20 protein-coding genes are annotated in these 26,125 nt (G+C 67.1%); 9 read left to right on the top strand and 11 right to left on the bottom strand.

The window, feature by feature from the left end; genetic code table 11:
* Positions 1-85: 85 nt before the first annotated feature.
* From gcvT to AC1DN0_RS01100, 9 genes are all read left to right on the top strand, one after another.
* Positions 86-1,213 (top strand): glycine cleavage system aminomethyltransferase GcvT, encoded by a 1,128-nt coding sequence (gene gcvT / locus AC1DN0_RS01140; RefSeq protein ID WP_441632267.1) that lies wholly within the window; start codon positions 86-88, stop codon positions 1,211-1,213.
* A gap of 110 nt (positions 1,214-1,323) precedes the next feature.
* Entirely contained in the window at positions 1,324-1,704 is a 381-nt protein-coding gene (gene gcvH / locus AC1DN0_RS01135) for a glycine cleavage system protein GcvH (RefSeq protein ID WP_035873078.1), read from the top strand.
* 101 nt (positions 1,705-1,805) lie between these two features.
* Complete coding sequence (gene gcvP / locus AC1DN0_RS01130) at positions 1,806-4,727, top strand: aminomethyl-transferring glycine dehydrogenase (protein WP_477145481.1); 2,922 nt, start codon at positions 1,806-1,808, stop codon at positions 4,725-4,727.
* A gap of 111 nt (positions 4,728-4,838) precedes the next feature.
* Positions 4,839-5,381, top strand: a complete 543-nt coding sequence (locus tag AC1DN0_RS01125) for a DUF421 domain-containing protein (RefSeq protein ID WP_441632263.1) — start codon at positions 4,839-4,841, stop codon at positions 5,379-5,381.
* A gap of 31 nt (positions 5,382-5,412) precedes the next feature.
* The gene (locus tag AC1DN0_RS01120; RefSeq protein ID WP_477145480.1) at positions 5,413-6,789 is read left to right on the top strand and encodes an L-serine ammonia-lyase; all 1,377 of its coding nucleotides are present in this window, start codon (positions 5,413-5,415) and stop codon (positions 6,787-6,789) included.
* 85 nt (positions 6,790-6,874) lie between these two features.
* Entirely contained in the window at positions 6,875-7,198 is a 324-nt protein-coding gene (locus AC1DN0_RS01115; RefSeq protein WP_441632260.1) for an EthD family reductase, read from the top strand.
* Between the two features lie 82 nt (positions 7,199-7,280).
* Positions 7,281-7,598: a hypothetical protein gene (locus tag AC1DN0_RS01110; RefSeq protein ID WP_441632258.1), complete on the top strand. Its 318-nt coding sequence runs from the start codon at positions 7,281-7,283 to the stop codon at positions 7,596-7,598.
* Positions 7,599-7,677: 79 nt separating this feature from the next.
* Positions 7,678-8,415 carry an MBL fold metallo-hydrolase gene (locus AC1DN0_RS01105; protein WP_441632256.1) on the top strand — a complete coding sequence of 246 codons (738 nt, stop codon included), beginning with the start codon at positions 7,678-7,680 and terminating at the stop codon, positions 8,413-8,415.
* A 60-nt stretch (positions 8,416-8,475) separates the two neighbouring features.
* Positions 8,476-8,955 carry an OsmC family protein gene (locus AC1DN0_RS01100; protein WP_441632254.1) on the top strand — a complete coding sequence of 160 codons (480 nt, stop codon included), beginning with the start codon at positions 8,476-8,478 and terminating at the stop codon, positions 8,953-8,955.
* A 116-nt stretch (positions 8,956-9,071) separates the two neighbouring features.
* On the opposite strand, the gene AC1DN0_RS01095 is transcribed toward AC1DN0_RS01100, so the two are convergent.
* The 11 genes from AC1DN0_RS01095 to AC1DN0_RS01045 form a co-directional block, all read right to left on the bottom strand.
* Positions 9,072-9,293, bottom strand: coding sequence for a hypothetical protein (locus AC1DN0_RS01095; protein WP_441632252.1), 222 nt, complete (start codon positions 9,291-9,293; stop codon positions 9,072-9,074).
* Positions 9,294-9,393: 100 nt separating this feature from the next.
* Positions 9,394-10,509, bottom strand: a complete 1,116-nt coding sequence (locus AC1DN0_RS01090) for a YbdK family carboxylate-amine ligase (protein WP_441632251.1) — start codon at positions 10,507-10,509, stop codon at positions 9,394-9,396.
* Complete coding sequence (locus tag AC1DN0_RS01085; RefSeq protein WP_441632249.1) at positions 10,509-11,723, bottom strand: cation:proton antiporter; 1,215 nt, start codon at positions 11,721-11,723, stop codon at positions 10,509-10,511. The genes AC1DN0_RS01090 and AC1DN0_RS01085 overlap by 1 nt, the downstream gene beginning before the upstream one ends.
* A 160-nt stretch (positions 11,724-11,883) precedes the next feature.
* Positions 11,884-13,797, bottom strand: a complete 1,914-nt coding sequence (locus AC1DN0_RS01080) for a tetratricopeptide repeat protein (protein ID WP_441632248.1) — start codon at positions 13,795-13,797, stop codon at positions 11,884-11,886.
* A 202-nt stretch (positions 13,798-13,999) separates the two neighbouring features.
* Positions 14,000-15,151: a branched-chain amino acid ABC transporter substrate-binding protein gene (locus AC1DN0_RS01075; protein WP_045242258.1), complete on the bottom strand. Its 1,152-nt coding sequence runs from the start codon at positions 15,149-15,151 to the stop codon at positions 14,000-14,002.
* 144 nt (positions 15,152-15,295) lie between these two features.
* Positions 15,296-19,297, bottom strand: a complete 4,002-nt coding sequence (gene putA / locus AC1DN0_RS01070; RefSeq protein ID WP_477145479.1) for a trifunctional transcriptional regulator/proline dehydrogenase/L-glutamate gamma-semialdehyde dehydrogenase — start codon at positions 19,295-19,297, stop codon at positions 15,296-15,298.
* Between the two features lie 183 nt (positions 19,298-19,480).
* Positions 19,481-21,799 (bottom strand): primosomal protein N', encoded by a 2,319-nt coding sequence (locus AC1DN0_RS01065; RefSeq protein WP_441632243.1) that lies wholly within the window; start codon positions 21,797-21,799, stop codon positions 19,481-19,483.
* 574 nt (positions 21,800-22,373) lie between these two features.
* Entirely contained in the window at positions 22,374-23,471 is a 1,098-nt protein-coding gene (gene hemE, locus AC1DN0_RS01060; protein WP_477102462.1) for a uroporphyrinogen decarboxylase, read from the bottom strand.
* 36 nt (positions 23,472-23,507) lie between these two features.
* Positions 23,508-24,464 carry an alpha/beta hydrolase gene (locus tag AC1DN0_RS01055; protein ID WP_441632239.1) on the bottom strand — a complete coding sequence of 319 codons (957 nt, stop codon included), beginning with the start codon at positions 24,462-24,464 and terminating at the stop codon, positions 23,508-23,510.
* Positions 24,465-24,520: 56 nt separating this feature from the next.
* Positions 24,521-24,943 carry a CoA-binding protein gene (locus AC1DN0_RS01050; RefSeq protein WP_035873322.1) on the bottom strand — a complete coding sequence of 141 codons (423 nt, stop codon included), beginning with the start codon at positions 24,941-24,943 and terminating at the stop codon, positions 24,521-24,523.
* 5 nt (positions 24,944-24,948) lie between these two features.
* Positions 24,949-25,926: an RsiV family protein gene (locus AC1DN0_RS01045; RefSeq protein WP_441632237.1), complete on the bottom strand. Its 978-nt coding sequence runs from the start codon at positions 25,924-25,926 to the stop codon at positions 24,949-24,951.
* Between the last annotated feature and the right edge of the window lie 199 nt (positions 25,927-26,125).

The raw sequence follows: 26,125 nt of genomic DNA, 5'->3' as shown, positions 1-26,125 counted from the left end.
TGGCAGCGCTATTGCGCGCCGAATCCTGCGGCGGATGGCCCTTTTTTCGTTTTCGAACCGAGATTAGCCTTCCCCCGAGGATTCCATGACGCTCCAGGCCACGCCCCTCAACGCTATCCACCGCGCCCTCGGCGCCCGCATGGTCGACTTCGGCGGCTGGGACATGCCGGTCAACTACGGCTCCCAGATCGAGGAACACCACGCCGTGCGCACGGACGCCGGCATGTTCGACGTCTCCCACATGTGCGTGGTCGATCTCAATGGCGAGCATGTGCGTGCCTTCCTGCGCGGCCTGCTGGCCAACAATGTGGACAAGCTGCAAACGCCGGGCAAGGCGCTGTACTCCTGCATGCTCGACGAAAAGGGCGGCGTCATCGACGACCTGATCGTCTACTACTTCGCCGAGGATCACTTCCGCCTGGTGGTGAACGCCGGCACCGCCAACGCAGATATCAAATGGATCGCCGCACGCAACGCGGCCACCAATAGCGGCGTGAGCATCACGCCGCGCCGCCACGACAACGCGCCCGGCGGCGTGGACCCGCTGGCCATCGTCGCGGTGCAGGGCCCGAACGCCCGCGCCAAGGTGTGGAGCGCCTTTCCCTCGACGCAACCCAGCGAATCCCTGAAGCCGTTCAACGCCGTGGTGGTGCAGGATCCGGCGCTCGGCGAAGTCATGGTGGCGCGCACCGGCTATACCGGCGAAGACGGTTTCGAACTGGTGGTACCGGCCGAGAACGTGGCCGGCCTGTGGGAAAAGCTGATCGCCGCCGGCGTGCGCCCGGCCGGCCTGGGCGCGCGCGACACGCTGCGCCTGGAAGCCGGCATGAACCTGTACGGCCAGGACATGGATATCCACACCTCGCCGCTCAATGCGGGCCTGGCCTGGACCGTGGACCTGCAAAGCGAACGCGACTTCACCGGCAAGGCGGCACTGGTCGCCGGTGGCCAGACCCAGCAGTTCGTCGGGCTGATCCTGCGCGAAAAAGGCGGCGTGCTGCGCGCCCACCAGAAGGTGATCACCCCCGCCGGCGACGGCGAGATCACCAGCGGCACCTTCAGCCCCTCGCTGTCCCAATCCATCGCTTTTGCCCGCCTGCCTCGCGACGTTGCCATCGGCGCCGAGGTGCAGGTCGAGATCCGCGACCGCAAACTCGCCGCGACTGTGGTTAAACTGCCGTTTGTGCGTAATGGCAAGGCACTCGTGAGCTGAACGCTCGCACCCGGTCACAGCGCGCCCGCCGGCGGGTACCCATCGATCATCGTGTATCGGAACCTCCGCCCGGCTGGCGCTGAATAACAAATTGAATCTGGAGCAATCCCATGAATTTCCCCGCCGACCTGAAATACACCGAGTCCCATGAATGGGTGCGCGTCGAAGCCGACGGCACGCTGACCATCGGCATCACCGACCACGCGCAGGACGCGCTGGGCGACATCGTCTTCCTGGAACTGCCGGAAGTGGGCAAGTCGGTCGGTGCCGGCGACGCGCTGGCCGTGGTGGAATCGGTCAAGGCCGCGTCCGACATCTACGCCCCGGTGGCCGGCGAAGTGATCGCCGTCAACGATGCCGCCGCCGCCGCGCCCGAGAGCGTCAATGCCGACGCCTTCGACGCCTGGCTGTTCAAGCTCAAGCCGGCCAACAGCGACGACGTGAACGGCCTGATGTCGGCCGACGCCTACAAGGCCAACGTCGGCGCCTGATGCCAGATCGTCATTCCCGCGCCACGGGAATGACGGACAAAGACTGCCGCGACGCGGACCGGGCCGACCACCCGCCGCACCGCTCCCACGAGATTCTTGCCATGAACGCCCCCCTGCCCATGACTGCCGCCCAAGTTGCCCGGCCCACGCTGGCCGAACTGGAGGCGCGCGACGCCTTCGCCTCCCGCCATATCGGCCCCGATGCCGCCGAGCAACAGCACATGCTCAAGGTGCTCGGCTATGACAACCGCGCCGCGCTGATCGACGCCGTCATCCCCGCCGCCATCCGCCGCCGCGACGGCATGCCGCTGGGCGAGTTCACCGAGCCGCTGACCGAGGAAGCAGCGCTTGCCAGGCTGCGCGGGCTGGCGAACAAGAACAAAGTACTCAAGAGCTTTATCGGCCAGGGTTACTACAACACCCTGACGCCGGGCGTGATCCTGCGCAATATCTTCGAGAACCCGGCCTGGTACACCGCCTACACGCCCTACCAGCCCGAGATCTCGCAAGGCCGCCTGGAAGCCATGCTGAACTTCCAGCAGATGGTGACCGACCTGACCGGGCTGGACATCGCCAACGCGTCCATGCTGGACGAAGGCACCGCGGCCGCCGAGGCCATGACCCTGCTGCAGCGCGTCAACAAGCACGCTTCCAATACCTTCTACGTGGCCGACGACGTGCTGCCGCAAACGCTGGAAGTGGTACGTACCCGCGCCCTGCCGCTGGGCATCGAGGTCAAGGTCGGCCCCGCTTCGGAAGCCGCCGGCGCCCATGCCTTCGGGGTACTGCTGCAGTACCCCGGCGTCAATGGCGATGTCGCCGACTACCGCGCCATCGCCGATGCCGTGCACGCCGCCGGCGGCCTGGTGGTGGCTGCCGCCGACCTGCTGGCGCTGACCCTGATCGCCGCGCCCGGCGAATGGGGCGCCGACGTGGCGGTGGGCAACTCGCAGCGCTTTGGCGTGCCGCTCGGTTTCGGCGGCCCGCACGCCGGCTACATGGCGGTCAAGGATGCCTTCAAGCGCTCCATGCCCGGCCGCCTGGTGGGCGTGACCATCGACGCGCAAGGCAACAAGGCCTATCGCCTGGCCCTGCAGACGCGCGAGCAGCATATCCGCCGCGAGAAGGCCACCTCGAACATCTGCACGGCGCAGGTCCTGCTGGCCGTGATGGCCTCGATGTACGCCGTGTACCACGGCCCGCAAGGCCTCAAGCGCATCGCGCAGCGCGTGCACCGCCTGACCGCCACGCTGGCCGGCGGCCTGCAGCAGCTCGGCTATGCGCGCACCAACGCCGACTATTTCGACACGCTGACCCTGGAAACCGGTTTCAACACCGAAGCCCTGCACGCATCGGCAACCGCCCGCGGCATCAACCTGCGCCACGCCGGCGCCACCCGCATCGGTATCTCGCTGGACGAAACCACCTCGCGTGAAGACGTCGTCACCCTGCTGGAAATCTTCGCCCACGGCAAGCCGGTGCCCGATTTCGACGCGCTGGAAGCCGCCGCGCAGGACGCCTACCCGGCCGGCCTGGCGCGCCAGAGCGCCTACCTGACCCATCCGGTGTTCAACACGCATCACGCCGAGCACGAGATGCTGCGCTACCTGCGCATGCTGGCCGGCAAGGACCTGGCGCTGGACCGCACCATGATCCCGCTGGGCTCGTGCACCATGAAGCTCAACGCCACCAGCGAGATGATCCCGGTGACGTGGCCCGAGTTCAGCAAGGTGCACCCGTTCGCGCCGCTGGACCAGACGGTCGGCTACCGCGAGATGATCGACCAGCTCGAAGCCATGCTGTGCGCCGCGACCGGCTACGCCGCGGTGAGCCTGCAGCCCAACGCCGGCTCGCAAGGGGAATACGCCGGCCTGCTGATCATTCACGCCTATCACGCCAGCCGTGGCGAAAGCCATCGCGACATCTGCCTGATCCCCTCCTCCGCCCACGGCACCAACCCGGCCTCGGCGCAGATGGCCGGCATGAAGGTGGTGGTGGTGGCCTGTGACGAGAACGGCAACGTCGACCTGGAAGACCTGGCGAAGAAGGCGGAACAGCACAGCAAGAACCTCGCCGCCATCATGATCACCTACCCGTCCACGCATGGCGTGTTCGAGCAGGGCGTGCAGCAGATCTGCGATATCGTGCACAAGCACGGCGGCCAGGTCTACGTGGACGGCGCCAATATGAACGCCATGGTCGGCACCGCCGCGCCGGGCCAGTTCGGCGGCGACGTGTCCCACCTGAACCTGCACAAGACCTTTTGCATCCCCCACGGCGGCGGCGGCCCGGGCGTTGGCCCGGTGGCGGTCGGCGCGCACCTGGCGGACTTCCTGCCCAACCAGGACAGCGTGGGCTATCGCCGCGACGACCAGGGCATCGGCGGTGTTTCCGCCGCGCCGTTCGGCTCGGCCAGCATCCTGCCAATCTCGTGGATGTACATCGCCATGATGGGCTCGGCCGGCCTGACCGCCGCCACGGAGAACGCCATCCTGGCCGCCAACTACGTGGCCCGCCGCCTGTCCCCGCACTTCCCCGTGCTCTATACCGGCCAGCACGGCCTGGTGGCGCACGAGTGCATCCTGGATCTGCGCCCGCTGCAGAAGAGCACCGGCATCTCCAACGAGGACGTGGCCAAGCGCCTGATGGACTACGGGTTCCACGCCCCGACCATGAGCTTCCCCGTACCGGGCACGCTGATGATCGAGCCGACCGAAAGCGAAGCCCTGCACGAGCTGGACCGCTTTATCGACGCCATGATCGCCATCCGCGCCGAGATCGGCCGTGTGGAGGACGGCAGCTTCGACCGCGAGGACAACCCGCTGAAGAACGCGCCGCACACCGCCGCCGTGATCACCGCCGATGCGTGGGAGCACAAGTACACGCGCCAGGAAGCCGCCTACCCGGTGGCCGCGCTGCGCACGCAGAAGTACTGGCCGCCGGTCGGCCGTGCCGACAACGTGTACGGCGACCGCAACCTGTTCTGCGCGTGTGTGCCGATGAGCGAGTACGCTGAGGAGTAAGCTGGTGGATGCCGGGGTTGCGGCCGTCGCGGCAACCCCGGCACTTCGCCAGCGCGCTATGCTCGGTGTGGATGCGCGGCCACCCGGCCGTGCCCGGCAAACGGAGCACGCATGTGGAATCTCAGCGCCCCATGGTGGGAATTCGTCCTGCGCGGACTGATCGTCTACGGCAGCCTGCTGGTGTTGCTGCGGCTTTCCGGCAAGCGCCAGATCGGCCAGCTCACGCCGTTTGACCTGGTGCTGCTGCTGGTCCTGTCCAACGCGGTGCAGAACGCCATGAACGCGGGAGACAACTCGGTCACCGCCGGCCTGATCCTGGCCGTGACGCTGATCGCGGCCAATCTCGGGCTGGCCTGGCTAAGCTGGCGCAGCCGGCGCTTCGAGGATGTGGTCGAAGGGCGCCCCGAGATACTGATCCACGAAGGCAAGGTGTTTCCCGACGTGATGAAACGCGCCTTCATTACGCGAGACGACCTGCACAAGGCGCTGCGCCATGCCGGCTGCGAGCGCGTGAGCGATGTGCATTTCGCCATCCTCGAAAACGACGGCACCATCAGCGTGATGGCGAAGAAAGACGCCCCACCCACCCCCCAGGACGCTGCCACCTCGCTGTGGCGCGCCCCCGATAACGACATCGGCAACTCGTCGGTCTGAGACCGGCGCGTAGCCAACCAGGAGCCTTGCCGTGGCTGTCAGCGTTTTCGACCTGTTCAAGGTGGGCATCGGCCCCTCCAGTTCCCACACCGTGGGCCCGATGCGCGCGGCCCTGATGTTTGCCCAGGGCCTGGCGCGCGACGGCCTGCTGCCGCAAGTGGCCAGCGTACGCATCGAGCTGTACGGCTCGCTCGGCGCTACCGGGCGCGGCCACGGCACCGACAAGGGTGTGATCCTCGGCCTGCAGGGCGAGGCGCCGGACACCATCGATCCCGACACCATCGAGCTGCGCCTGGCCGCGCTGCGCGCCAGCCGCACGCTATCGCTGCTGGGCACGCACCCCGTGCCCTTTGTCGAGAAGGAACACATCGTCTTCTACCGCCGCGAGGCCATGGCCGAGCATCCCAACGGCATGAAATTCCATGCCTTCAATGCCGGCGGCGAGCCCATCCGCGAGGGGCGCTACCTGTCGGTGGGCGGCGGCTTCGTCATCACCGCCGGCGCGGCCAACACGCAGATCCTGGAAGCTGACCAGCAACTGCCGTACCCCTTCCGCAGCGGGCGCGCCATGCTGGAAATGGCGGCCGCCAGCAAGAAGAGCATCGCGCGGATGATGATGGAGAACGAGTGCGTGTGGCGCAGCGAGGCCGAGGTCAACGCCGGCCTGCTGCAGATCTGGGCCGTGATGCAGGCCTGTGTGGCACGCGGCTGCCGTACCGACGGCGAGCTGCCGGGACCGTTCAAGGTCAAGCGCCGCGCCCCCGAACTGTTCCGCAACCTCACCGAGCACGCCGAGCGCGCGCTGGCCGATCCGCTCTCGGTCATGGACTGGGTCAACCTGTACGCGATCGCCGTCAATGAGGAAAATGCAGCCGGCGGCCGGGTGGTCACCGCGCCAACCAACGGCGCGGCCGGCATCATCCCGGCCGTGCTGCATTACTATGACCGCTTCGTGCCTGGCGCCAACCCGCAGGGCGTGATCGACTTCCTGCTTACCGCCGGCGCCATCGGCATGCTCTACAAGCTCAATGCCTCGATCTCGGGTGCCGAGGTGGGCTGCCAGGGCGAAGTCGGCGTGGCCTGCTCGATGGCCGCCGGCGCGCTCGCCGCGGTGATGGGTGGCACGCCCGAGCAGGTCGAGAACGCAGCCGAGATCGGCATGGAACACAACCTTGGCCTGACCTGCGACCCGGTTGGCGGGCTGGTGCAGATTCCCTGCATCGAACGCAATGCCATGGCGTCGGTGAAAGCCGTCAACGCCGCGCGCATGGCGTTGCGCGGCGACGGCATGCATTACGTGTCGCTGGATTCGGTCATCAAGACCATGCGCGAGACCGGCGCCGACATGAAGACCAAGTACAAGGAAACGGYGCGCGGCGGGCTGGCGGTGAATATCGTGGAGTGCTGAGCCCGCTTCCCGTTCCTTCTTCCACTGCCACGCTTTCTGCTACGCTTGCCGGGCATCCACCCACTTCACCCACTTGGAGTCCGGCATGGTCAGAATCAGTTTTCTCTACCCGCACAGCAAGGGCGGCAAGTTCGACATGGACTACTACCTGCAGCGGCACATGCCGCGCGCCATCGAACTGTTCAGCGCGCAACCCGGCTACCGGGGCGTGGCGGTGGAGCGCGGGCTGGGCGGCGGTGCGCCGGGCTCGGATCCGGCCTACACGGTGATGTGCCATTTCCTGTTCGAATCGGTGCAGGACTTCGTTGCCGCCGCAAAGGCCGCCGGCACCGAGCTGCAGCTCGACATCCCCAACTACACCGATGCGGTGCCGGTGGTGCAGATCAGCGAAGTGGTGTCCGTCGCTTGACGCGATTGCCGCCCCAGCCGCAGCAGCCCACCCAACTTATCCACAACCGTTTCGTCCACCCCAGGCCCGGCCTGCCCGGCAGATGGCTGGCCCGGCTGGTGTCCTCGCCGCGCTTGCTGGCGGCTTCGCTGGCTGCTTCGACTCCTGGGAATCCGTGGTCGCCTTCCTGTGCCTGCAGGACAGTGCGATCTCGCACGTAGAGGATGCCGGCCGCATCGCCCACGCCGGTATCGACCTGCCGATCGATCTCGCCGCCGTGCAGCCGCTGGAAGCGGTCATTGGCGAGTGCGATCTGCCGATGCTGCGCGAGCTCGGCGTGCCGCCCGGCGAGTGCGCGCAGCCGTTCTGCTTCCTGGTGCCGGCGGTGCCCTTCCGCGTGCTGTGGGAGCGGCTGCTGTGAGGCCATGAAGCCACGCGCGGATAGCCATGAATCCGTGCGGTAGCGCTATCATGTCCGTTCCCACTCAGGCGGTGCAGCCATGCAGACCTTCCATCAGCTGTTCGACGAAACCTCCTCCACCTTCACCTACCTGCTGATCGACGCCGCCACACGGGAGGCGCTACTGATCGATCCGGTGGATCACCAGCTAGACCGCGACCTGGCGCTGCTGCAGGCCAGCGGCGCCACGCTGGCGTGGGTGGTCGAGACCCATGCCCACGCCGACCACATCACCTCCGCGGGCCATGTTGCGCTGCAAACCGGCGCGCACACCGCCGCGCCCTCGGGCTGCGATATCCAGCCCGCGCAGAAGCAGCTGATCGACGGCGACACGCTGCGGTTCGGCACGCAGACGCTGCGCGCCATCCACACGCCCGGGCACACCGCCGGCAGCATGAGTTACCTGTGGGAAGAGCCCACCCCCGCCGGCGTGGTGCGCCGCATCTTCACCGGCGACGCGCTGCTGATCGACGGCTGCGGCCGCACCGATTTCCAGTCCGGCGATGCCGGCACGCTATACGACAGCCTCACGCAGAAACTCTTCGCGCTGCCCGACGACACCGTGGTCTATCCCGCCCACGACTACAAGGGCCGCACCGAATCCACCATCGGCCAGGAGCGCGCGCACAACAGCCGCGTGGCCGGCCGCACGCGTACCCAGTTCATCGAGATGATGGCGCAGCTGAACCTGCCGAAGCCCAAGCTGATCGACGTGGCCGTGCCCGCGAACCAGCGGCTTGGCTTGCGCGATGGGGAGCAGGTCCCGCACGGGGCATAGGCGGGCGCCGCCGAAAGCGCATTGGCCACGGCAAGATAATGCAGACAGGAGAGACAGGACATGGCCCAGTACACCGCAGAAATCCTATGGCTACGTGGAGAACAGGATTTCCTCGGCAACCGCTACAGCCGGAAACACACGCTGCGATTCGATGGCGGCATCGAGGTGCCGGGTTCGTCGTCGCCGCATGTCGTGCCGCTGCCCATGTCGGAGGCCGCGGCGATCGATCCTGAAGAGGCCTTCGTCTCCGCACTGTCCAGTTGCCACATGCTGTGGTTCCTGTCCATCGCCGCCAAGCACAAGTTCTGCGTGGACCGCTACTTTGATGCGGCAGTCGGGACCATGGCGAAGAACGCGGAAGGCAGGATGGCCATCACGGTGGTCACGCTAAGACCCGAAGTCACCTTCTCCGGGGAGCGGCGACCGAGCCGCGATGAAATCGCCCACCTGCATCACACGGCGCACGATGCGTGCTTCATTGCGAACTCGGTCAAGTCGGAGGTGCGCTGCGAGCCGGTGTACGTGGGCGCGCAGGCCTGATATCGCGGCGCCAGCGCAGGAACGGCGCGCGACAGGGGCAATGGGATGCGACTGCCACGCCAGGTGGCAGCGGTTGAGGATCGGCGTCGGCTTCCGGCCTCGCGGTGCGGACCGGGCTAGTCCCAGATGCAGCGGACCGCCGCCGCGGCGATCACCGGCACGGAAAGGACCAGCGGAATCGCGAAGTAAGGCACCTCGAAATTCACGACATGTTCATAGATGAGCCAGCCGATGCCGATGGCTAGCGTGACCAGTCCGACAATCGCAGCGAGAGCGTTCACGGCCCGGTCCGAAGGACGTCCGCGCGTCCGTTCTGCTTTGGTGGAAAGCGCTTTCATCGTAGCTCCGAAGGTTGTCGTCACGGGCATCTGATGCGTTAATTCTAGTCCTGCTCCGCCGGTTTGCGCGGGTTGCCTGCACGTGGTAACCGTAGCGCGCTCAGGTCGCCCAGCTATCGCAAGTCTGCCGCACCGTTTCGCGCAGACTCCGCGTGCTGGCGTCGATCTGGCGCACGCGCTCGGCATCGCCGTTGCGGCTTTGCGCCAGCGCGCGGATATTGGCCAGCGCATCGAGCGATCCCAGCGCTTCGGCATGGGGGACCAGCGCATCGCAGATCGAGATGATGTGATCCGCGATCGGCATGCGCGTGAGCTCGTTGGGATGCACATACTCGCCTTCCAGCCCGAAGCGGCAAGCCTGGAAGCGGTTGAAAGTGTAGACGAGGTAGTCGTCTTCCTGCGGCATGAAGGGGCGCGAGAGGAGCAGGTAGCGCGCAAGCGCCTGGATGTAGGCGGCGATATCGCAAGCACGGCCCACCGTGAGCGGCGTGTCCATCACGCGGACCTCGATGGTGCCGAACTCGGGCTTGGGACGGATATCCCAGTAGAAGTCCTTCATGCTCTCGATCACGCCGGTCTTGCGCATCTTCTCGAAGTAGGCGGTGAACGCATCCCAGGTGAGCAGGTGCGGCGCGCGCCCGCTCATGGGGAAGGCCGCGACCGAGTTCAGCCGCGCCGAGGCGAACCCGGTGTCCACGCCCTGCACATAAGGCGACGAGGCGGCCAGCGCGATGAAGTGCGGCACGTAGCGGCCGATGGCATGGAGCAGGAACAGCGAGTCGTCGGCGCTCGGGCAGCCGATATGCACGTGCTGGCCGAACACCGTGAACTGCTTGGCCAGGTAGCCATAGAGTTCGGAGATGTACTGGTAGCGCGGCGAATCGGAGATGGTGCGGTCGGCCCACTGCTGGAAGGGATGGGTGCCGCCGCCGCAGATGCCTAGGTTGAGCGAACGCGAGGCATCCACCATCAGGTCGCGCATGGTGCCGAGTTCGTCCAGCGCCTGTGCATAACTCGTGCAGATGCCGGTGCTGATCTCGATCATCGAGGGGCTGATCTCAGGCTTGATGTCGCCGGCATGCTGCGCGCCTTTCAGCGCACGCAGCAGGTCCGGCGCGAACGGCGCCAGGTCATAGTCGTGACGATTGACGAGTTGCAGCTCCAGTTCCACGCCGAAAGTCAGCGCTTCGGAGTGCTTGAACGGTTCGAGTGACATCAGCGCCCTCCTCCATTGCTTCTGACCTCGCCCGCAAAGCGAAGTGCCCAGGCCGCCATCGTGGGCCCCATCAATTGTTCGATCGCCAGCGTGCACAGGATAATGGCCGCCAGCGGCTCGCCGGTGTTCGGATACAGCAGCGCGACATCGCTCATCAACAGGTACGCCAGACCCGACATGGGCGCCAGCGCGAGACCGAGCGCCACGCACTGCTTCAGGCTCAGGCCCGAGAAGGAGCCCAGCGAGACCACGCCCACCAGCTTGGCGAAGTGGCGCAGCAGTACCAGCACACAGGCGGCGCCGCCGCCGATGGCCCAGTCGTGCGCGGTCAGCGGCAGGCCGAGCGACACCACCATCACGATGATCAACAGGCTGCCCGCGCTGCCGAAATGCGCCGGCCACACGCGCGGCTGGCTGTCCTGGTGCTTGAAGACGACGCCGGCCAGCATCAGCGTGAGCGGCATGGAAAGCTTGAGTACGCGCGTGAGCGCCAGCGTGAGCAGCACCAGTCCCACCAGCACCAGGAAGCTGTAGTGATCGTCCGAGGCCATGCGTGCGTAGATGCCGTGCCCGAGCTTGCCGACGATCCAGGCCAGCAGGCAGGATCCCACCAGCAGGTAGAGCGGATGCAGCAGCGCGGCGCCGAGATTGCCGTATTCGGAATGCAGCCAGCCCGTGGCCAACTGGACGATGGTGGCGGCGTAGATGCTGTTCAGGGCCGCCATGGCGAGCAGCCGTTCAGTCACCTGCCCTTCCGCGCGCAGTTCATTCTTGAGTTGCAGCACGATGGTCGGCGAAGTGCTGACGGCGATACCGCCGGCCAGGATGGCCACGGCCGGGCTCACGCCGATCCATTGCAGCACGGTGGCCACCAGGCCCCAGGTCAGCAGGCTTTCAAAGGCACTGGTGAAGAGCAGCCAGCGGTTAGCCCGCAGCCAGGTGAGCGAGAGCCGGTGCCCCAGTTCGAACAGCGCCAGCGCCAGCGCCATATCGATCAGGACGCGGCTCTGCGCGATCATGTCTTCGTCCACGATGCCGCGGCCAAGCATGCCGGCCAGCAGGCCCGCGGCGGCATAGCCGACGATCCGGGGCAGCCGCAGGTACGTGCGGCATATCTCTCCCGCCAGGCCGGCGCCCACCAGCGCCAGCCCGACCCAGAAAAGCCCGCCCGGTACCAGGGGCAGGCTTGGAAACAATTGGCTTAGTCCATTCATGGGCTACATGGTAACGGAGGCGCACGAAAATCCCTGTCGGATTTTGTCCGACAGAGAATGGAATTTGCAGGCAACGTGATGCGTTCAGGCGTAAAAAAACGCCATCTTACCGGGATGGCGTTTTTTTTTGCATCAGGGTCGGAGCGCTTCCGTACAGACGCTACACGCCCCAGAACTTCCATGCCGGCCGGGTCGCGCGCAAGCTGGCTTCCACGCGAGCGTACAGTGTGCGCGATTTGCCCTGCGCGGCGCCACCCGCGCGGGCCTTCTCGAAATAGCCCAGCGCGGTCTCGCGTTGCTCCAGCCCGAGCGCGGCCTCGACGGCACCGAGATAAGCATCGCCTTCCCAGCCGTCGCGCGCGGCAAAGGCCGCCTGGAAATCCGTCAGCGCCTCGGCGTACTGCTTCTCGCCGGTGCGGATCAGGGCACGCTGCAAACGCGGGAAAGCCTGGTCACGGGGGTCGTCGGCAGTCAGCCCGATGGCTTGCTCGAACAGCGGCAGTGCACGGTCGGGGGCGCCAAGGTCACGCCAGATCATGCCGAACTCGTTGCACAGCCACGCGTCCTCGATCAGCAGCGCGCGGCGTTGCAAAGCCTCGATCTCGGCCAGCGCATCGGTACGGTCATGCTGGTCCATGCCGCCCGTGGCATTGCGCAGCAGCCCGGCGAAGTGGGCGCGGGCGTGCGCCAGCGCGTGCGCGGCCTGGCTGCGCTCTTCCACTGGCAGGGCATCGGCGCGGGCATCCATATGCGCCAGCGCATCGCGGGCTGCCGAAGTCACTTCCGCACCGCCGATCGCCTTCCAGGTGCTCATCAGCCGGCTGAAGATCCAGCCCACATTGGCGGGATCGCGCTCCAGCGGGTAGCGATTGAGGACATCGCCCGCCACTTCCACGGCTTTCTGGTGCTGGCCGGCGGCCTCCAGGCATTCGAGCAGGTCGATCCAGTGCTCGATGAATTCGCTGACCGCGATGCCCTTCTCGTGCAGGGCGATGCGCTCGGCGAGGTTGGCGGCACCTTCCAGCCGGGTGGCCAGGTTGTGGCACAGCATCGAATAGATATGCGGGTCGGCGTCGTCGTAGCCGCCCTCGCCGCTGGCAAAGTACGACTCGAAGCGCGCCACGCCCAGGCGATACGCCTTGATCAGGTGCGGCGTCAGCGCGGCCTCGGCGGCCGGCACGGCATCCATGAACTCGGCCAGCGCCACGCCGGCGTTGTAGTAGCCGGTCGCGTCGGTGGCGTTCTCCACGAAAGCGAAGCGCAGCCACGGCTCGGCTTCACCGGACTGGTGGCGCCATTCCAGTTCGCGCACCTGCGCCTTCGGGTCCGGCGCCTGGCGCTGGTAGGTGGCGAAGTCGTCCCAGGCGCCGTCCAGCTCGCCGGCCCGGTAGCGCAGCGGGGCACGGATGCGGCGGGCTTGCGGATGGTCCGGCTGGCTGGCCAGCACGATCCCCGCCTGTTCGGCGGCCAGGGCGTCGCCCGCGGCTTCGTCGAGTTCGAGCAGTTCGGGGTTGTCCAGGCCGATCCGTGCCAGGCACAGGCGCAGCATCGGCTCGGCCTGCTCGCCGGCGGCGTTCACGTGGGCCACTGCCTGGCCCAGAATGTCAGCGGCGCCCAGGTCGGGGGCGCGGTACAGCAAGTCGTACCAATAAGCGCCAGCCCGGGCGAAATCCCCCAACCGGTAGTGCACCAGGCCCGCATGCAGGCGCGCGCTCCACTCCCCCGAGGACAAGCCGTTGCGCAGCGCCGCTTCTTCCAGCCAGGGCAGCGCCTCCTGAGGGCGGTCCATCCCCAGCAGCAGCATGCCGTAGCGATGCGCGATCACGCCGCGCGAGGACCAGCGGTGCGCCGGATGCAGCGGCAGACCGGGCAGCTTCGCCAGCGCGGCGTCGAGCACGGCGAAAGCCTGCTGCGCGTCGCCGCGGTCATAGTGCAGGCGTGCCCGCAGGCAATCGAAATCCACCACTTGCGGCTGCGCCTGCGAGAGCTGGTCGAGGATGACCAGCGCTTCATCGTAGCGCTCGGCGTTGGCTAACTCGATGGCGTGGTCGTAGCTGACTTCCTGCACGGACACGGACTGCTCCTTCTGGGTGGATGTGCGAGTGCGGGATTATGCGCCATCGCGGCCCCCTCCCGCACGTGAGAAAAAGGGGGGAGATTCCCGTCGCAAGCACGATACTGGTCAGCGGCGTCGCCCCGATGTACGCAGAAACGGCAACGCCACCCAAAGGTGGCGTTGCCGTTTCGCCACTGGGCGCGAGCCCAGGCCGGGTGGCTTACTTGCCGCCAACCGTCTCCAGCACGGTCCACTTGCCGCCAACCACCTTGTAGACGGTGATACCGCCGTCCTTCAGGTCGCCACGCGCGTCGTAGGCCAGTGTCTTGGTGGTCACGCCTTGCATGTTGGTGGCCGCCAGCACCGGCAGGTAGCGCGCCGGATCGGCCGAACCGGCCTTGATCATGGCGGTCATCATGGCCGTGGCGCCGTCATAGGCGTACGGCGAGTAGGTCTGCACCTTGCCGCCGAAGCGCTTCTCGTACTTCTTCTCGTAGGTGGCGCCACCGGGCATCTGCTCCAGCGGCAGGCCGGCCAGCGATACTACCGTGCCCTCGGCGGCAGGGCCGGCCAGCTTCAGGAAGTTGTCGGTCTTCGACATTTCGCCCGATACCACCGGCGACTTCATGCCGAGCTCCTTGACCTGCTTGGCCATCGGCGCGGATTGCGTTTCCGCGCCGCCGAAGAAGATCACGTCCGGGTTGCTGCGCTTGATATTGGTCAGCACGGCCTTGAAGTCCACCGCCTTGTCGTTGGTGAACTCGCGGCGCACGATCTTGCCGCCTGCAGCCTTGGCCGCCTTCTCGAACTCGTCGGCAAGGCCCTGGCCGTAGGCGGTGCGGTCGTCGACGATGGCGATGTTCTTGGCGCCCAGCTTCTTCACCACGAAAGCACCGATCACCGAACCCTGCTGGGTGTCGGAGGTCATCATGCGGAAGGTGGTCTTGAAGCCCTGGCGGGTGTACTCGGGCGCGGTGGCCATGGCGATCTGGGGAATGCCGGCGCGGTTGTAGACCATCGAAGCCGGGATGCTGGTGCCCGAGTTGAAGTGGCCCAGCATGCCCTGGACACCGTTGTCCACCAGCTTTTGCGCCACGACCGAGCCGGTCTTGGGGTCGGCCGCGTCGTCTTCGGAGAGCAGTACGAACTTGACGTCCTTGCCGCCGATCTTGGGCTTGGTGGCGTTCATTTCCTCAATGGCGAGGACGATGCCGTTTTGCATGTCCTTGCCGTATTGCGCCTGGCCGCCGGTCATCGGCGCGGCAAAACCCAGCTTGATTTCCTGCGCCTGGGCGAAGGCGGCCGAGGTGGCGCACAGGCCTGCAACGGTCAGGGCAACGGTCAGGGCCGTCTTGTGGAAAGTCGAGTTCATCAGTTCTCCTTGGTGGCTTTTGGATAGCCTTGCTGCGCTTTTGGACGCGTCCGGGTGTGGCGCGAAACGCTCCCCGATTTTTCAAATACGCGAGGTCTGCGGGATCGCCGCTGCCTCGCGTCGCTTCGATCGACGGCCGGCCGGTCAGCCGATCGTCATCAAACTGGCATTGCCGCCCGCCGCCGCCGTGTTGACGGACAGCGAACGCTCGATCAACAAACGCTCGATGGCCACATTCGGTTCACCGTGAGCCAGGCCTTGCACCGAAATGATCGGACCCTGACGCGTGGCCAGTTTCTCGCACACGGTGCGCAACTGGTCGGAATCGCCGTGGTGCAACACCGCATCGAAATTCGTGTCGCCGGCAGCCCAGTCGGGCACCAGGCGGACGCGCGATTGTACTGCCTTGGGCAGCCGTGCAAACAGCGCCCGCGCCATGGGGCTTTCGGGCCATACTGCCTGGCTGCCGGCGGCCAGCACCGCTGCCAGCTGGGTGGCCAGGTCGGCCTCCTGCTGGGCCAGGCACAGCACGGCCGCGCGCGGCAGCAGCGTATAGGTGTTGCGTTCGCCGGTCGGGCCGGGCAACGTGACCGACAGGCCGGCTGCCGAGGCGGCCGCAAAGCGTTCGCACACCGTCGCCAGTTCGGGGAGTGCCGCGCTCTCGTGCTGGGCCCATTCCTTGAGCGTAGCCAGTGCATCGGCCAGCGCGCGGCGCACCGGGCTGGTTGCATCGGCGCCGCCGAGCGTATCGGAGGCGCGCACCACGCGGGCCACGGCGTCCTGCGGGCAGACCGATAGCAGGCGGTGCAGGTAGWGCGGGCCGCCGGCCTTGGGRCCGGTGCCGGACAGGCCTTCGCCGCCAAAGGGCTGCACGCCGACCACCGCGCCGACGATATTGCGGTTGACGTAGAGATTGCCCACCTCCGCCCGCTCCACGATGTGTTCAATGGTCTCGTCGATACGGGTATGGATGCCCATGGTCAGGCCGTAGCCGGTGCCGTTGATCTGATCAAGCAAGGTGTCGAGCCCGGTGCGCGGATAGCGCACCACGTGCAGCACGGGGCCGAAGACTTCGCGCTGCAACTCCTCGATGCTGTCGAGTTCGATCAGCGTCGGCGACACAAAGGTGCCGTTGCGGCAGGCGGCGCTGGCCGCGCCGTTCGGATCGGCCTGGTGGACGCGGCGGCCCTTGGCGCGCATGGCGTCGATATGGCGCACGATATTGTTGCGCGCTTCCTCGTCGATGACCGGTCCGACGTCGGTCGACAGCCGGTCCGGGTTGCCCATGGTGAGTTCGTCCATGGCGCCCTTGAGCATCTCCAGCACGCGGTCGGCCACTTCTTCCTGCAGGCACAGCACGCGCAGCGCGGAGCAGCGCTGGCCGGCGGAGTCAAAAGCGGAATTCACCACATCGCCCACCACCTGTTCCGCCAGCGCGGAAGAATCGACGATCATCGCGTTCTGGCCACCGGTCTCGGCGATCAGCGGCACCGGGCGGCCGGCGGCGTCCAGCCGGCCGGCCACGCTGCGTTGCAGCAGGCGCGCCACTTCGGTGGAGCCGGTGAACATCACGCCCTTGACGCGGGCGTCGCCCACCAGCGCGGCGCCCACGGTCTCGCCACGGCCCGGCAGCAACTGCACCGCGCCGGCCGGCACGCCGGCTTCGCGCAGCAGGCGCACGGCCTGGGCAGCGATCAGCGGGGTCTGCTCGGCGGGCTTGGCCAGCACCGTATTGCCGGCGGCCAGCGCGGCAGCGACCTGGCCGGTAAAGATGGCGAGCGGGAAATTCCACGGGCTGATACAGACCACCGGCCCCAGCGGGCGGTGGGTATCGCTGGAGAAGGTCTCGCGTACCTGCGCGGCGTAGTAGCGCAGGAAGTCCACGGCCTCGCGCACTTCGGCGATGGCGTTGGAGAAGGTCTTGCCGGCCTCGCGCATGATGATGCCCATCAGGGACTGCATCTGCGCTTCCATCAGTTCCGCCGCGCGTTCGAGCGCGACCGCACGGACGTCCGCCGGGGTCGCCTGCCAGATCGGCGCGGCATTGACGGCGGCCTGCAGCGCGGCTTCCACCTCGGCCATGCTGGCTTCGGTGACATGGCCGACCACGTCACGCAGGTCGGACGGATTGCGCACAGGAGCGGGCTGGCCGGCGTCCGCGCCGGCAGCGGCTTCCACGCCCAGCAGCGGCACGGCACTGACGGCCTCGCTGGTACCGGCCAGCAGCGCCGAGGACAGCGAGGCAAGGCGATGTTCGTTGGAAAGGTCGATACCGGCGGAGTTGGGCCGCGATTCGCCATAAAGGCTGCGCGGCTGCGGGATACGCGGATGCGGCAGACCAAGCGCGCCTTCGTCGGCGTGCATGCGCTCGACCACGGTGACCGGATCGGCCACCAGTTCGTCCAGCGAGATGGTGTCGTCGGCGATGCGGTTCACGAAGGACGTGTTGGCGCCGTTTTCCAGCAGGCGGCGCACCAGGTAGGCAAGCAGCGTCTCGTGCGTGCCTACCGGCGCGTAGATGCGGCATGGACGGTTGAACTTGCCGTCGGCCAGCGGGCCGACCACCTGGTCGTACAGCGGCTCGCCCATGCCGTGCAGGCACTGGAACTCGTACTGRCCGGGATAGTAATTGTGGCCGGCGATCTGGTAGATGGCCGCCAGCGTGTGGGCGTTATGGGTGGCGAACTGCGGGTAGATGGCGTCCGGCACCGACAGCAGCTTGCGCGCGCAGGCCACGTAGGACACGTCGGTATAGACCTTGCGGGTATAGACCGGATAACCCTCCAGCCCGTCCACCTGGGCGCGCTTGATCTCGCTGTCCCAGTACGCGCCCTTGACCAGACGGATCATCAGGCGGTGGCGGCTGCGGCGTGCCAGGTCGATCAGGTAGTCGATCACGAAGGGGCAGCGCTTCTGGTAGCCCTGCACCACGAAGCCGATGCCGTTCCAGCCAGCCAGCTCGGGCTCGAAGCACAGACGCTCCAGCAGGTCGAGCGAGATTTCCAGGCGGTCGGCTTCCTCGGCGTCGATATTGATGCCGATGTCGTACTGCCGGGCCAGCAGGGTCAGGGACTTGAGGCGGCCATACAGTTCGCTGACCACGCGCTCGTGCTGCGCGCGGCTGTAGCGTGGATGCAAGGCCGAAAGCTTGATCGAGATGCCGGGGCCTTCATAGATGCCGCGCCCGCGCGAGGCCTGGCCGATGGCGTTGATGGCCTGCTCGTAGGAGGCCAGGTAGCGCTGCGCGTCGGCCTCGGTCATGGCCGCCTCGCCCAGCATGTCGTAGGAGTAGCGGAAGCCCTCGGCCTCGTACTTGCGTGCGTTGGCGAGCGCCTCGGAAATGGTCTCACCGGTGACGAACTGCTCGCCCATCAGGCGCATCGCCATGTCCACGCCCTTGCGGATCAGCGGCTCGCCGCCCTTTCCGATGATGCGGGTGAGCGCCTTGGACAGACCGGCCTCGGTATGGGTGGCCACCAGCTTGCCGGTGAACAGCAGGCCCCAGGTCGCGGCGTTGACGAATACGGACGGGCTCTGGCCCAGGTGCGACTGCCAGTTGGCGCCGCTGATCTTGTCGCGGATCAGCGCGTCGCGGGTGGCCTTGTCGGGAATACGCAGCAGCGCTTCGGCCAGGCACATCAGCGCCACGCCTTCCTGGGAAGACAGCGAGAACTCCTGGATCAGACCCTGTACCAGCCCTTCCCGGCCCGTGCCGACCTTGCGTTCGCGCAGCCGCGTGGCCAGGGTCCGGGCCATGGCCAGGGCGGCTTCGGCCTGTTGGTGCGGCAGGCGGGCCTGTTCCAGCAGCACCGGCACGCACTCGGGTTCCGGGCGGCGGTAAGCAGCGGTGATGGCGGCACGCAGCACCGACTGCGGCTGCACGCTCTGGGCAAACTCCAGGAAGGGTTGCACCGCGCCTTCGCCGGTCCCCGCGTCGAAGCCGTCGGCGCCATCCGCCGCACCCTCGCCCCCCATGCCCGCGGCACTGGTCTCATGCGGGACGTTGCCTCGCTCGACCTGCTCCAGATACGTAAATATTGCCTGCTTGATCAGCCAGTGCGGCGTGCGGTCGATTGACTGGGCAACGCGCTTGAGGCGCTCGCGGGAGGCGTCGTCGAGTTTGACGCCAAGGGTGGTGGTGGCCATGCGCTTGATTCTCCGTAAGACGCGAACGCTGGTTCCCGATACCGCGAGGAAACCTGCAGATGGCGCGATCATACTCTGGGGCAAACCAAAGGTGCAACTAGGTACAACCACCCATGCCAATCCAAAAATGTGGGTTGCACCGTACCTGGCGCTGCGCTGGCCTCAGCGCGTTCCGGAACGGATTCAAATTCGCAGCGGATCGATCTCCAGTTGCCAGCGCACGCCCTTGGCATCGGCCATTGCATCACCAAAAGTTTGCACCCACTCGCTGATAAACCGCTGCAGCGCAAGGCGTGATGTGCTCTCTACCAGCATCTGCGCACGCTCCCGGTTGAATACGCGCACCATCGACATCGGCACCGGGTCATGGAGTTGCACCTCCGGCGCCATGGGGCATGCATCTGCGCGGTTGCGCGCGCTTTGCAGGAAAGCCAGCGCGCGTTCCAGCTGGGCATGCTCGGCCGTGACCAGCACCTGGTAAGCAAACGGGGGCAACCCGGCCTGCCGGCGCTCGCGCAACTGCGTGGCCGCGAATCCATCATAGTCATGGCGTACCAATGCCTGCAATGCCGATGCGTCGGGATAGCGTGTCTGGATCAGTACTTCGCCAGCCAGCCCTGCCCGTCCGGCGCGGCCGGCCACCTGCATCAGCGAGGCGAACAAGTGCTCGGCGGCGCGGAAATCATGGCTGAACATGGCGGCGTCGGGATGGACGATGCCGACCAGCGTCACACGCTGGAAATCGTGTCCCTTGGCCACCATCTGGGTGCCGACCAGGATGTCGACCTCGCCCGCGTGCACTTCGTCGAACATGGCCTGGGCGCTGCCCTTGCGGCGCGTGGAATCGGCGTCGATGCGGGCAATGCGCGCTTGCGGGAAACGCGCGGCCAGGGCCTCCTCGATGCGCTGGGTGCCCCGCCCAAGCGGCGCGACGTCCACGTTGCCGCAGTCCGGGCAGTGATGCGGCACCGGTGATTCCAGCCCGCAGTGATGGCAGCGCAGGCGGCGCTCCGGCCGGTGCAGCACCAGGTAGGCCGAGCAGCGCGGGCAGCCGGAAAGCCAGCCACAGCTGTCGCAGGCCAGCACCGGCGCATAGCCGCGCCGGTTGAGAAAAAGCAGGCTCTGCTCGCCACGCTTCAGGCGAGCCTCGATGGCGTTGAGCAAAGGCACCGACAGGCCTTCGTAGAGCGCGCGCTGGCGCTGGCGCTCCTGGTTGATATCGATCAGGCGCACTGTCGGCAGCGTGGCGTCGGTCTGGGCGCGCTCGCGCAGCACCAGCTTGCGGTAGGTGCCCTGCTCGGCGCGCCACCAGGACTCCATCGACGGTGTGGCCGAGCCCAGTACCACCGCGGCGCCAAGCTGCTTGGCGCGCCATACCGCGAGGTCGCGGGCCGAGTAGCGCAGGCCTTCCTGCTGCTTGTAGGAGGTATCGTGCTCCTCGTCGACCACGATCAGCGCCAGGTGCGGCAACGAAGCCATGACCGCCAGGCGCGTGCCCAGCACGATGCGGGCCTCGCCGCGGTGCGCGGCCAGCCATTGCAGGGTGCGCTCCTGGTCGGCCAGGCCGCTGTGCAGCACCGCCAGCGGCAGATGCGGGAAACGCGCGGCAATGCGGCCCTGCAACTGCGGGGTGAGGTTGATTTCGGGCACCAGCATCAGTACCTGCGCCTGCGCATCCCGCGCCAGCACTTCGGCCATGGCGTGCAGGTACACCTCGGTCTTGCCGCTGCCGGTCACGCCGTGGAGCAGGAAAGGTGAGAATCCCGTGGCCTGCACGATCGCTTCCACAGCCACGCGCTGCTCGTCGTGCAGCGGCGGCGCGGCGGACGGCTCGCTTGCCGCAGGCGTGCCCAGCAAAGGCCGGTCGGCACGCTCGGAGGTCACCCAGCCGGCCCCGGCCCACTCCGCCAGGCGCGACGGGGCGGCGCTGCACAGCGCACGCGCCTCGGCAGCGGATACCGCCGGCCCGTCCTCCGCGGCGGCTACCAGCGCCTGTGCCAGCGCCAGCACGGTACGCGCACGCGCCGGCACCGCCGCCAGCAGGGCCGCGCCTTGCCCCGGGACTACGCGGTAATGCTCGCTGCGGGCACGCAGGGCCAGCCGCGCCCAGCCGTCGGCTTCGCGCAGCGCCGGAGGCAGCGCAGGCAACATGACTTCGCCCAGGCAGCGGTGATAGTAGCGGGCGGCAAACGCCGCCAGGGCGACCCAGTGCGCGCCGAGCGGCGGCAGCCAGTCCAGGTGCTGGGCGACGGGACGCAGGCGCTCGGCAGGTACGTCCGAGTGCGCCGAACGCGATACCGCCACGCCCACCAGCATGCGGCGGCCAAACGGCACGGCCACCAGATCGCCTGGCTGTACTTCGGGACCGGCAAGGTAGTCGAAAACGTCGTCGGCCGGTGTATCGAGCGCCACCTGCACCACGGCGAGCGGGGCACCATCCCTGCCCGCAACGCTTGCCGGTGCCGCTGCCGACCCGGCTTCCCCGGGGATCGCCGGGGACATCACACTGCGCCTCCCGACCCGGACACGGAGCGCAGCAGCAGGTACGTTCCACAATGGGGCAAAGAGGCCCGAAGCGTGTGCAGACCGGCGCCAGGCCGGATTTCGGCCAAATTAAGTGTGCGGCGCAACATCAACTTAAAGTAACGCTTCAAATGTGCCCCTAAGTCGATGATAGATGGCTGGTTTTCCCGGCCTCGGGCACCGCCTGTGGATAACTTTGTTGAAAACTCGCCCGGAGTTCCCGCAAACGCCCGTAAAACAAGGCTCCCATGGGCATTCCAACCCGACCTTGCCTGGATGCAATCCCTTGTAAATCAAGGACTTGCAGACCTCCCTCAGATGAGTTAAGGACTAACCCGCTCTTGCACTGCGGAAAACCCATTGATGTGCATAAGTCAAGCCTTGACAAGCGCGAACCAGCACCGAAAGGACGAAATATTGCAAAATAGTTTACTTGACAGCGCTTCTTGCAAGCCTCACCCGGCACGCGGGCATCCCTGCGCGGCGCGCGAGGCCTGCTCGCTGCGCCGCACAGATGGCAGCCCTGGGCGGGCGGTAAGACGTGCACCCCCTGTCACGTCGCGGCGACGCGCAGTTGCCGGCTGTAGCGATGTACCTCGTCCACCAGCACCGTCACATTCTCGGGCGGCGTGAACTGGGAAATCCCGTGACCCAGGTTGAAAACGTGACCGTCGCTGCCGCCGCCGGCGGCATAGCTGTCGAGCACGCCGCGCACCTGCTCGCGAATCGCGGCCTCCGGCGCAAACAGCACATTGGGGTCGATGTTGCCCTGCAGGGCCACCTTGCCACCAGTCCGGCGGCGCGCCTGGGTCAGGTTGACCGTCCAGTCCAGTCCCAGCGCGTCGGCGCCGATGCCGGTGAGTTCTTCCAGCCACAGGCCGCCGCCCTTGGTGAACACGATGGCCGGCACCTGCTGGCCGTCGTGCTCGCGCTTCAGCCCAGCCAGCACCTGGCGCATATAGGCCAGCGAGAAGGCCTGGTACATGCCATCGGCCAGCGTACCGCCCCAGGTATCGAACAGCATCACCGCCTGCGCGCCAGCCTCGATCTGCGCATTCAGGTAGGCCGCGACTGCCGCGGCGTTGATCTCCAGGATGCGGTGCATCAGGTCCGGGCGGCTGTACATCATGGCCTTGACCGTGCGGAAATCCGAGGAGCCGGCGCCTTCCACCATGTAGCAAGCCAGTGTCCAGGGGCTACCCGAGAAACCGATCAGCGGCACGCGCTGGCGGCCGTCCTGCACCAGGGCGCGGCGGATCTCGCTGACCGCGTCGAACACATAGGAGAGCGAGGCCATGTCCGGCACCGCCAGCTTCTTGACATCGCCCTCGGTACGCAGGGGATGCGCGAAGCGCGGTCCTTCGCCTTGCGCGAACGACAGGCCCAGGCCCATGGCGTCGGGCACGGTAAGGATGTCGGAGAAGAGGATGGCCGCATCGAGCGGATAGCGCTCGAGCGGCTGCAGGGTGACTTCGGTCGCGTAGGCCGGGTTCTTGGCCAGGCCGAGGAAGCTGCCGGCGCGAGCGCGCGTGGCGTTGTATTCAGGCAGGTAGCGCCCCGCCTGACGCATCAGCCACAGCGGGGTGTACTCGGTGGGTTGCCGGCGCAGCGCGCGCAGGAAGGTATCGTTCTGCAATGCGGTCATGGTCATCCTCGTAAGACCGCCCATTCCGCGGGGGCCGCCCGCTCAGATATCCGCCGCCAGTTCCTTGAAGGCCTGCGCGGCGCGGCGCATCCATTCGCGCGCGCGCGGGACATCGGGCTGCAGGCGGGCAAAGCCGTGCGTCATGCCGCTCGCTTCCAGCGTGATCACCGGTGCGCCGTAGCGCACCAGGTAATCGGCATAAGCCAGGCCGTCGTCACGCAGCACATCGTGAGCGGCGACCATCACTACGCTGGCCGGCGGCAGGTGCTTCGGCGCGGCGCCCATCAGGTGGATGCGCGTGTCTTCGATGGCAGCGCCTTCGGCGAGGCGCCCGGCACCGATGAATTCGGTCCAGAACCAGGCCATTTCGTCGCGTGTGAGGCCAGGACCATCCGCGAAGGCGCGATAGCTTTCGGTCGCCAGCACCGGGGCCGTCACGGGGTAGACCAGCAACTGGGCGTTGACCAGGCCCGGACGCGCATGCGCATTGGCCCAGCGCGCCGCCTGCGCCGCCAGGTGGCCGCCCGCGCTGTCGCCGGCCACGGCCAGGAAGCCCGCGTCCAGGCGCAAGCGCACGCGCTGCTCGGCGAACCACAGGACGGCTTCCAGCGCGTCGTCGCAAGGCGCCGGAAATGGAAATTCCGGCGCCAGCCGGTAATCCACGCTCGCCACCGCGCAGCCCGTGTCGGCAGCCAGCAGCGCTGCCACGCTGTGGTGCGTGTCATGCGAGCCGACCACCCAGCCGCCACCATGGAAGTAGACGATCAGGCGCGGCTCGGCCACGGCCTCGGGCCGGAACAGGCGCGCGGCCAGGGTGCGGCCCGGCAGCGGGATCTCCAGATCGGCGGCAACGACGCCTTCCGGATCCGGCATGATCGAGGTGGCTGCGATCTCGGCGAAGCGTGCGCGGCGGCCGGCCGCATCGGCCGGTGTGGGTTGGCCGGCGTAGCGCTCGGCGAGACGGCGATAGTAGTCGAGGAGCTGGGGATCGATGGCCATGGCTGCTTGCGAGTGGAATTTGTCTGGTCTGTGCTCGACCGGCTAGTGTAGCGGGATCAGGACGCGAGGCGCATCAGCTCGATCTTGCTGCAGCGGTCCTGCACCGCCAGCAGGCCGGCGGCGCTGGCCCGGCCGAAGGCGACGTCATTGACGATGCCGAGCTGAAACCAGACCCCGCGGGCGCCGATCGCGATGGCGTCCTCGACCACCGGAGGCACGTCGGCGGCGCGACGGAAGATATCGACCCATTCGATACGCTGCCCCGACTCAGCCAGCACCGCGGCGGCATCGGCCAGGCTGGCGTGGCAGGTTTCCCCCAGGATGCGCTCGCCGGCATGGCGCGGGTTGACCGGCACGATACGGTAGCCGTGGCGCTGCAGGAAGGTAGCCACTTCGTGACTGGCGCGGTCGGGGTGGTCGGAGAGGCCAACCACAGCCACGGTCTTCATCGCCAGCATGCTGTGTATGGCCTGATGCATCTCGCTCACGTCTGTTCCTTCTCGTTGGGTTCCGGGGATTTGTCGCGGCCGGTGGCAGGCGGGCGGGCACAACTGCCCAGCCGCGCGAAAGGCACCGCCACCTGGTATGCGCCCTGTGCAAACGGCCCTACCGCGTAAGGCGCATAGTGCATTACCAGGCCACCGCGGTACAGGATAAATGGAGTGCGCGTATCACGCAGGGCTTGCACATCAAGCGCGCCGCGTTCGGGCTCGGCCGCGCCCTGCCGCTTCAGCTCGACCTGCAGTTCGTCGTTGAGTTTTTGCAGGCAAGCCTCGCCCGGCTGCAGCAGGTCTGCAAGCCGGACAGGCGTATAGACAGACCGGGCCGGCGCCGCGGATGCCGCTGATGCGGATTCGGCAGTATCGCTCCGCCAGGTGCCGCCGACAAAGTCGAGACTGCCGTGGGCACCGCCGCTATAGCGCCAGGTGGTACGCAGCAGGCTGACAACGCCGCCGTCGAGGCGCATCAGCTCGATCCCGCTGCGGCATTCCTGCTCGCCCTCACCGCATCCGCTGTCACGCAGCGATGCAATTAGCGCATCGAGTCGGGGGCGGCCAGTCTCCGGAAAGCGTTCGGTAAGTTGCGCGCCTGCCACTTTCACGGTGCGCTCACGGTAAATCGCCTTGCGGGTCAGCGTTAGTGTCTGCCGGCGGGTACCATCGATACTCATCCACTGCCCGGTGGCACTCAGCCCATCGGCGGAGACGGTGCCTTCGAAACGTGCACCAGCGCGGGGCTCGGGATACTCAGCCGGCGCCTGGACGTCGTCGCGCTCGCGCACGCTCAGGCGCCCCTGCGCTGTCAATTGGCCATCGAGTTGACGTGGTGCGGCGGCAAGCATTGAATCGTAACGGGCCGTTCCTTCGACCCGCTCGGTCCCGGCGCGCGAGAAAATCGTCAGCGCTACCTGCACGCCGCCGTCAAGCTCGCCCTGCCACAGCACGCCATTGGGCGCTTGCAACTCGGCGGCGCAAGCAAGACCGCCAGCAAACAGGGAAGCGGTTGACAGCGCCGCAATGCCAAGCTGGACAAGGCCTCTTGTGGTATGTGCGGAAGCAGGAGCGACGGGGGAAAAAGCGGAGTGAGGCGGCATGGCAATCGATGGCCGGACCGCAAAGCGGATGGCGAGTTCAGCGAAATCTATCGGACCCGCGCCACGT

The sequence above is a fragment of the Cupriavidus sp. 05N39 genome (assembly GCF_056397325.1).
The sequence above is the reverse complement of the archived record's forward strand: the minus strand, read 5'-3'. Positions and strand labels throughout refer to the sequence as shown.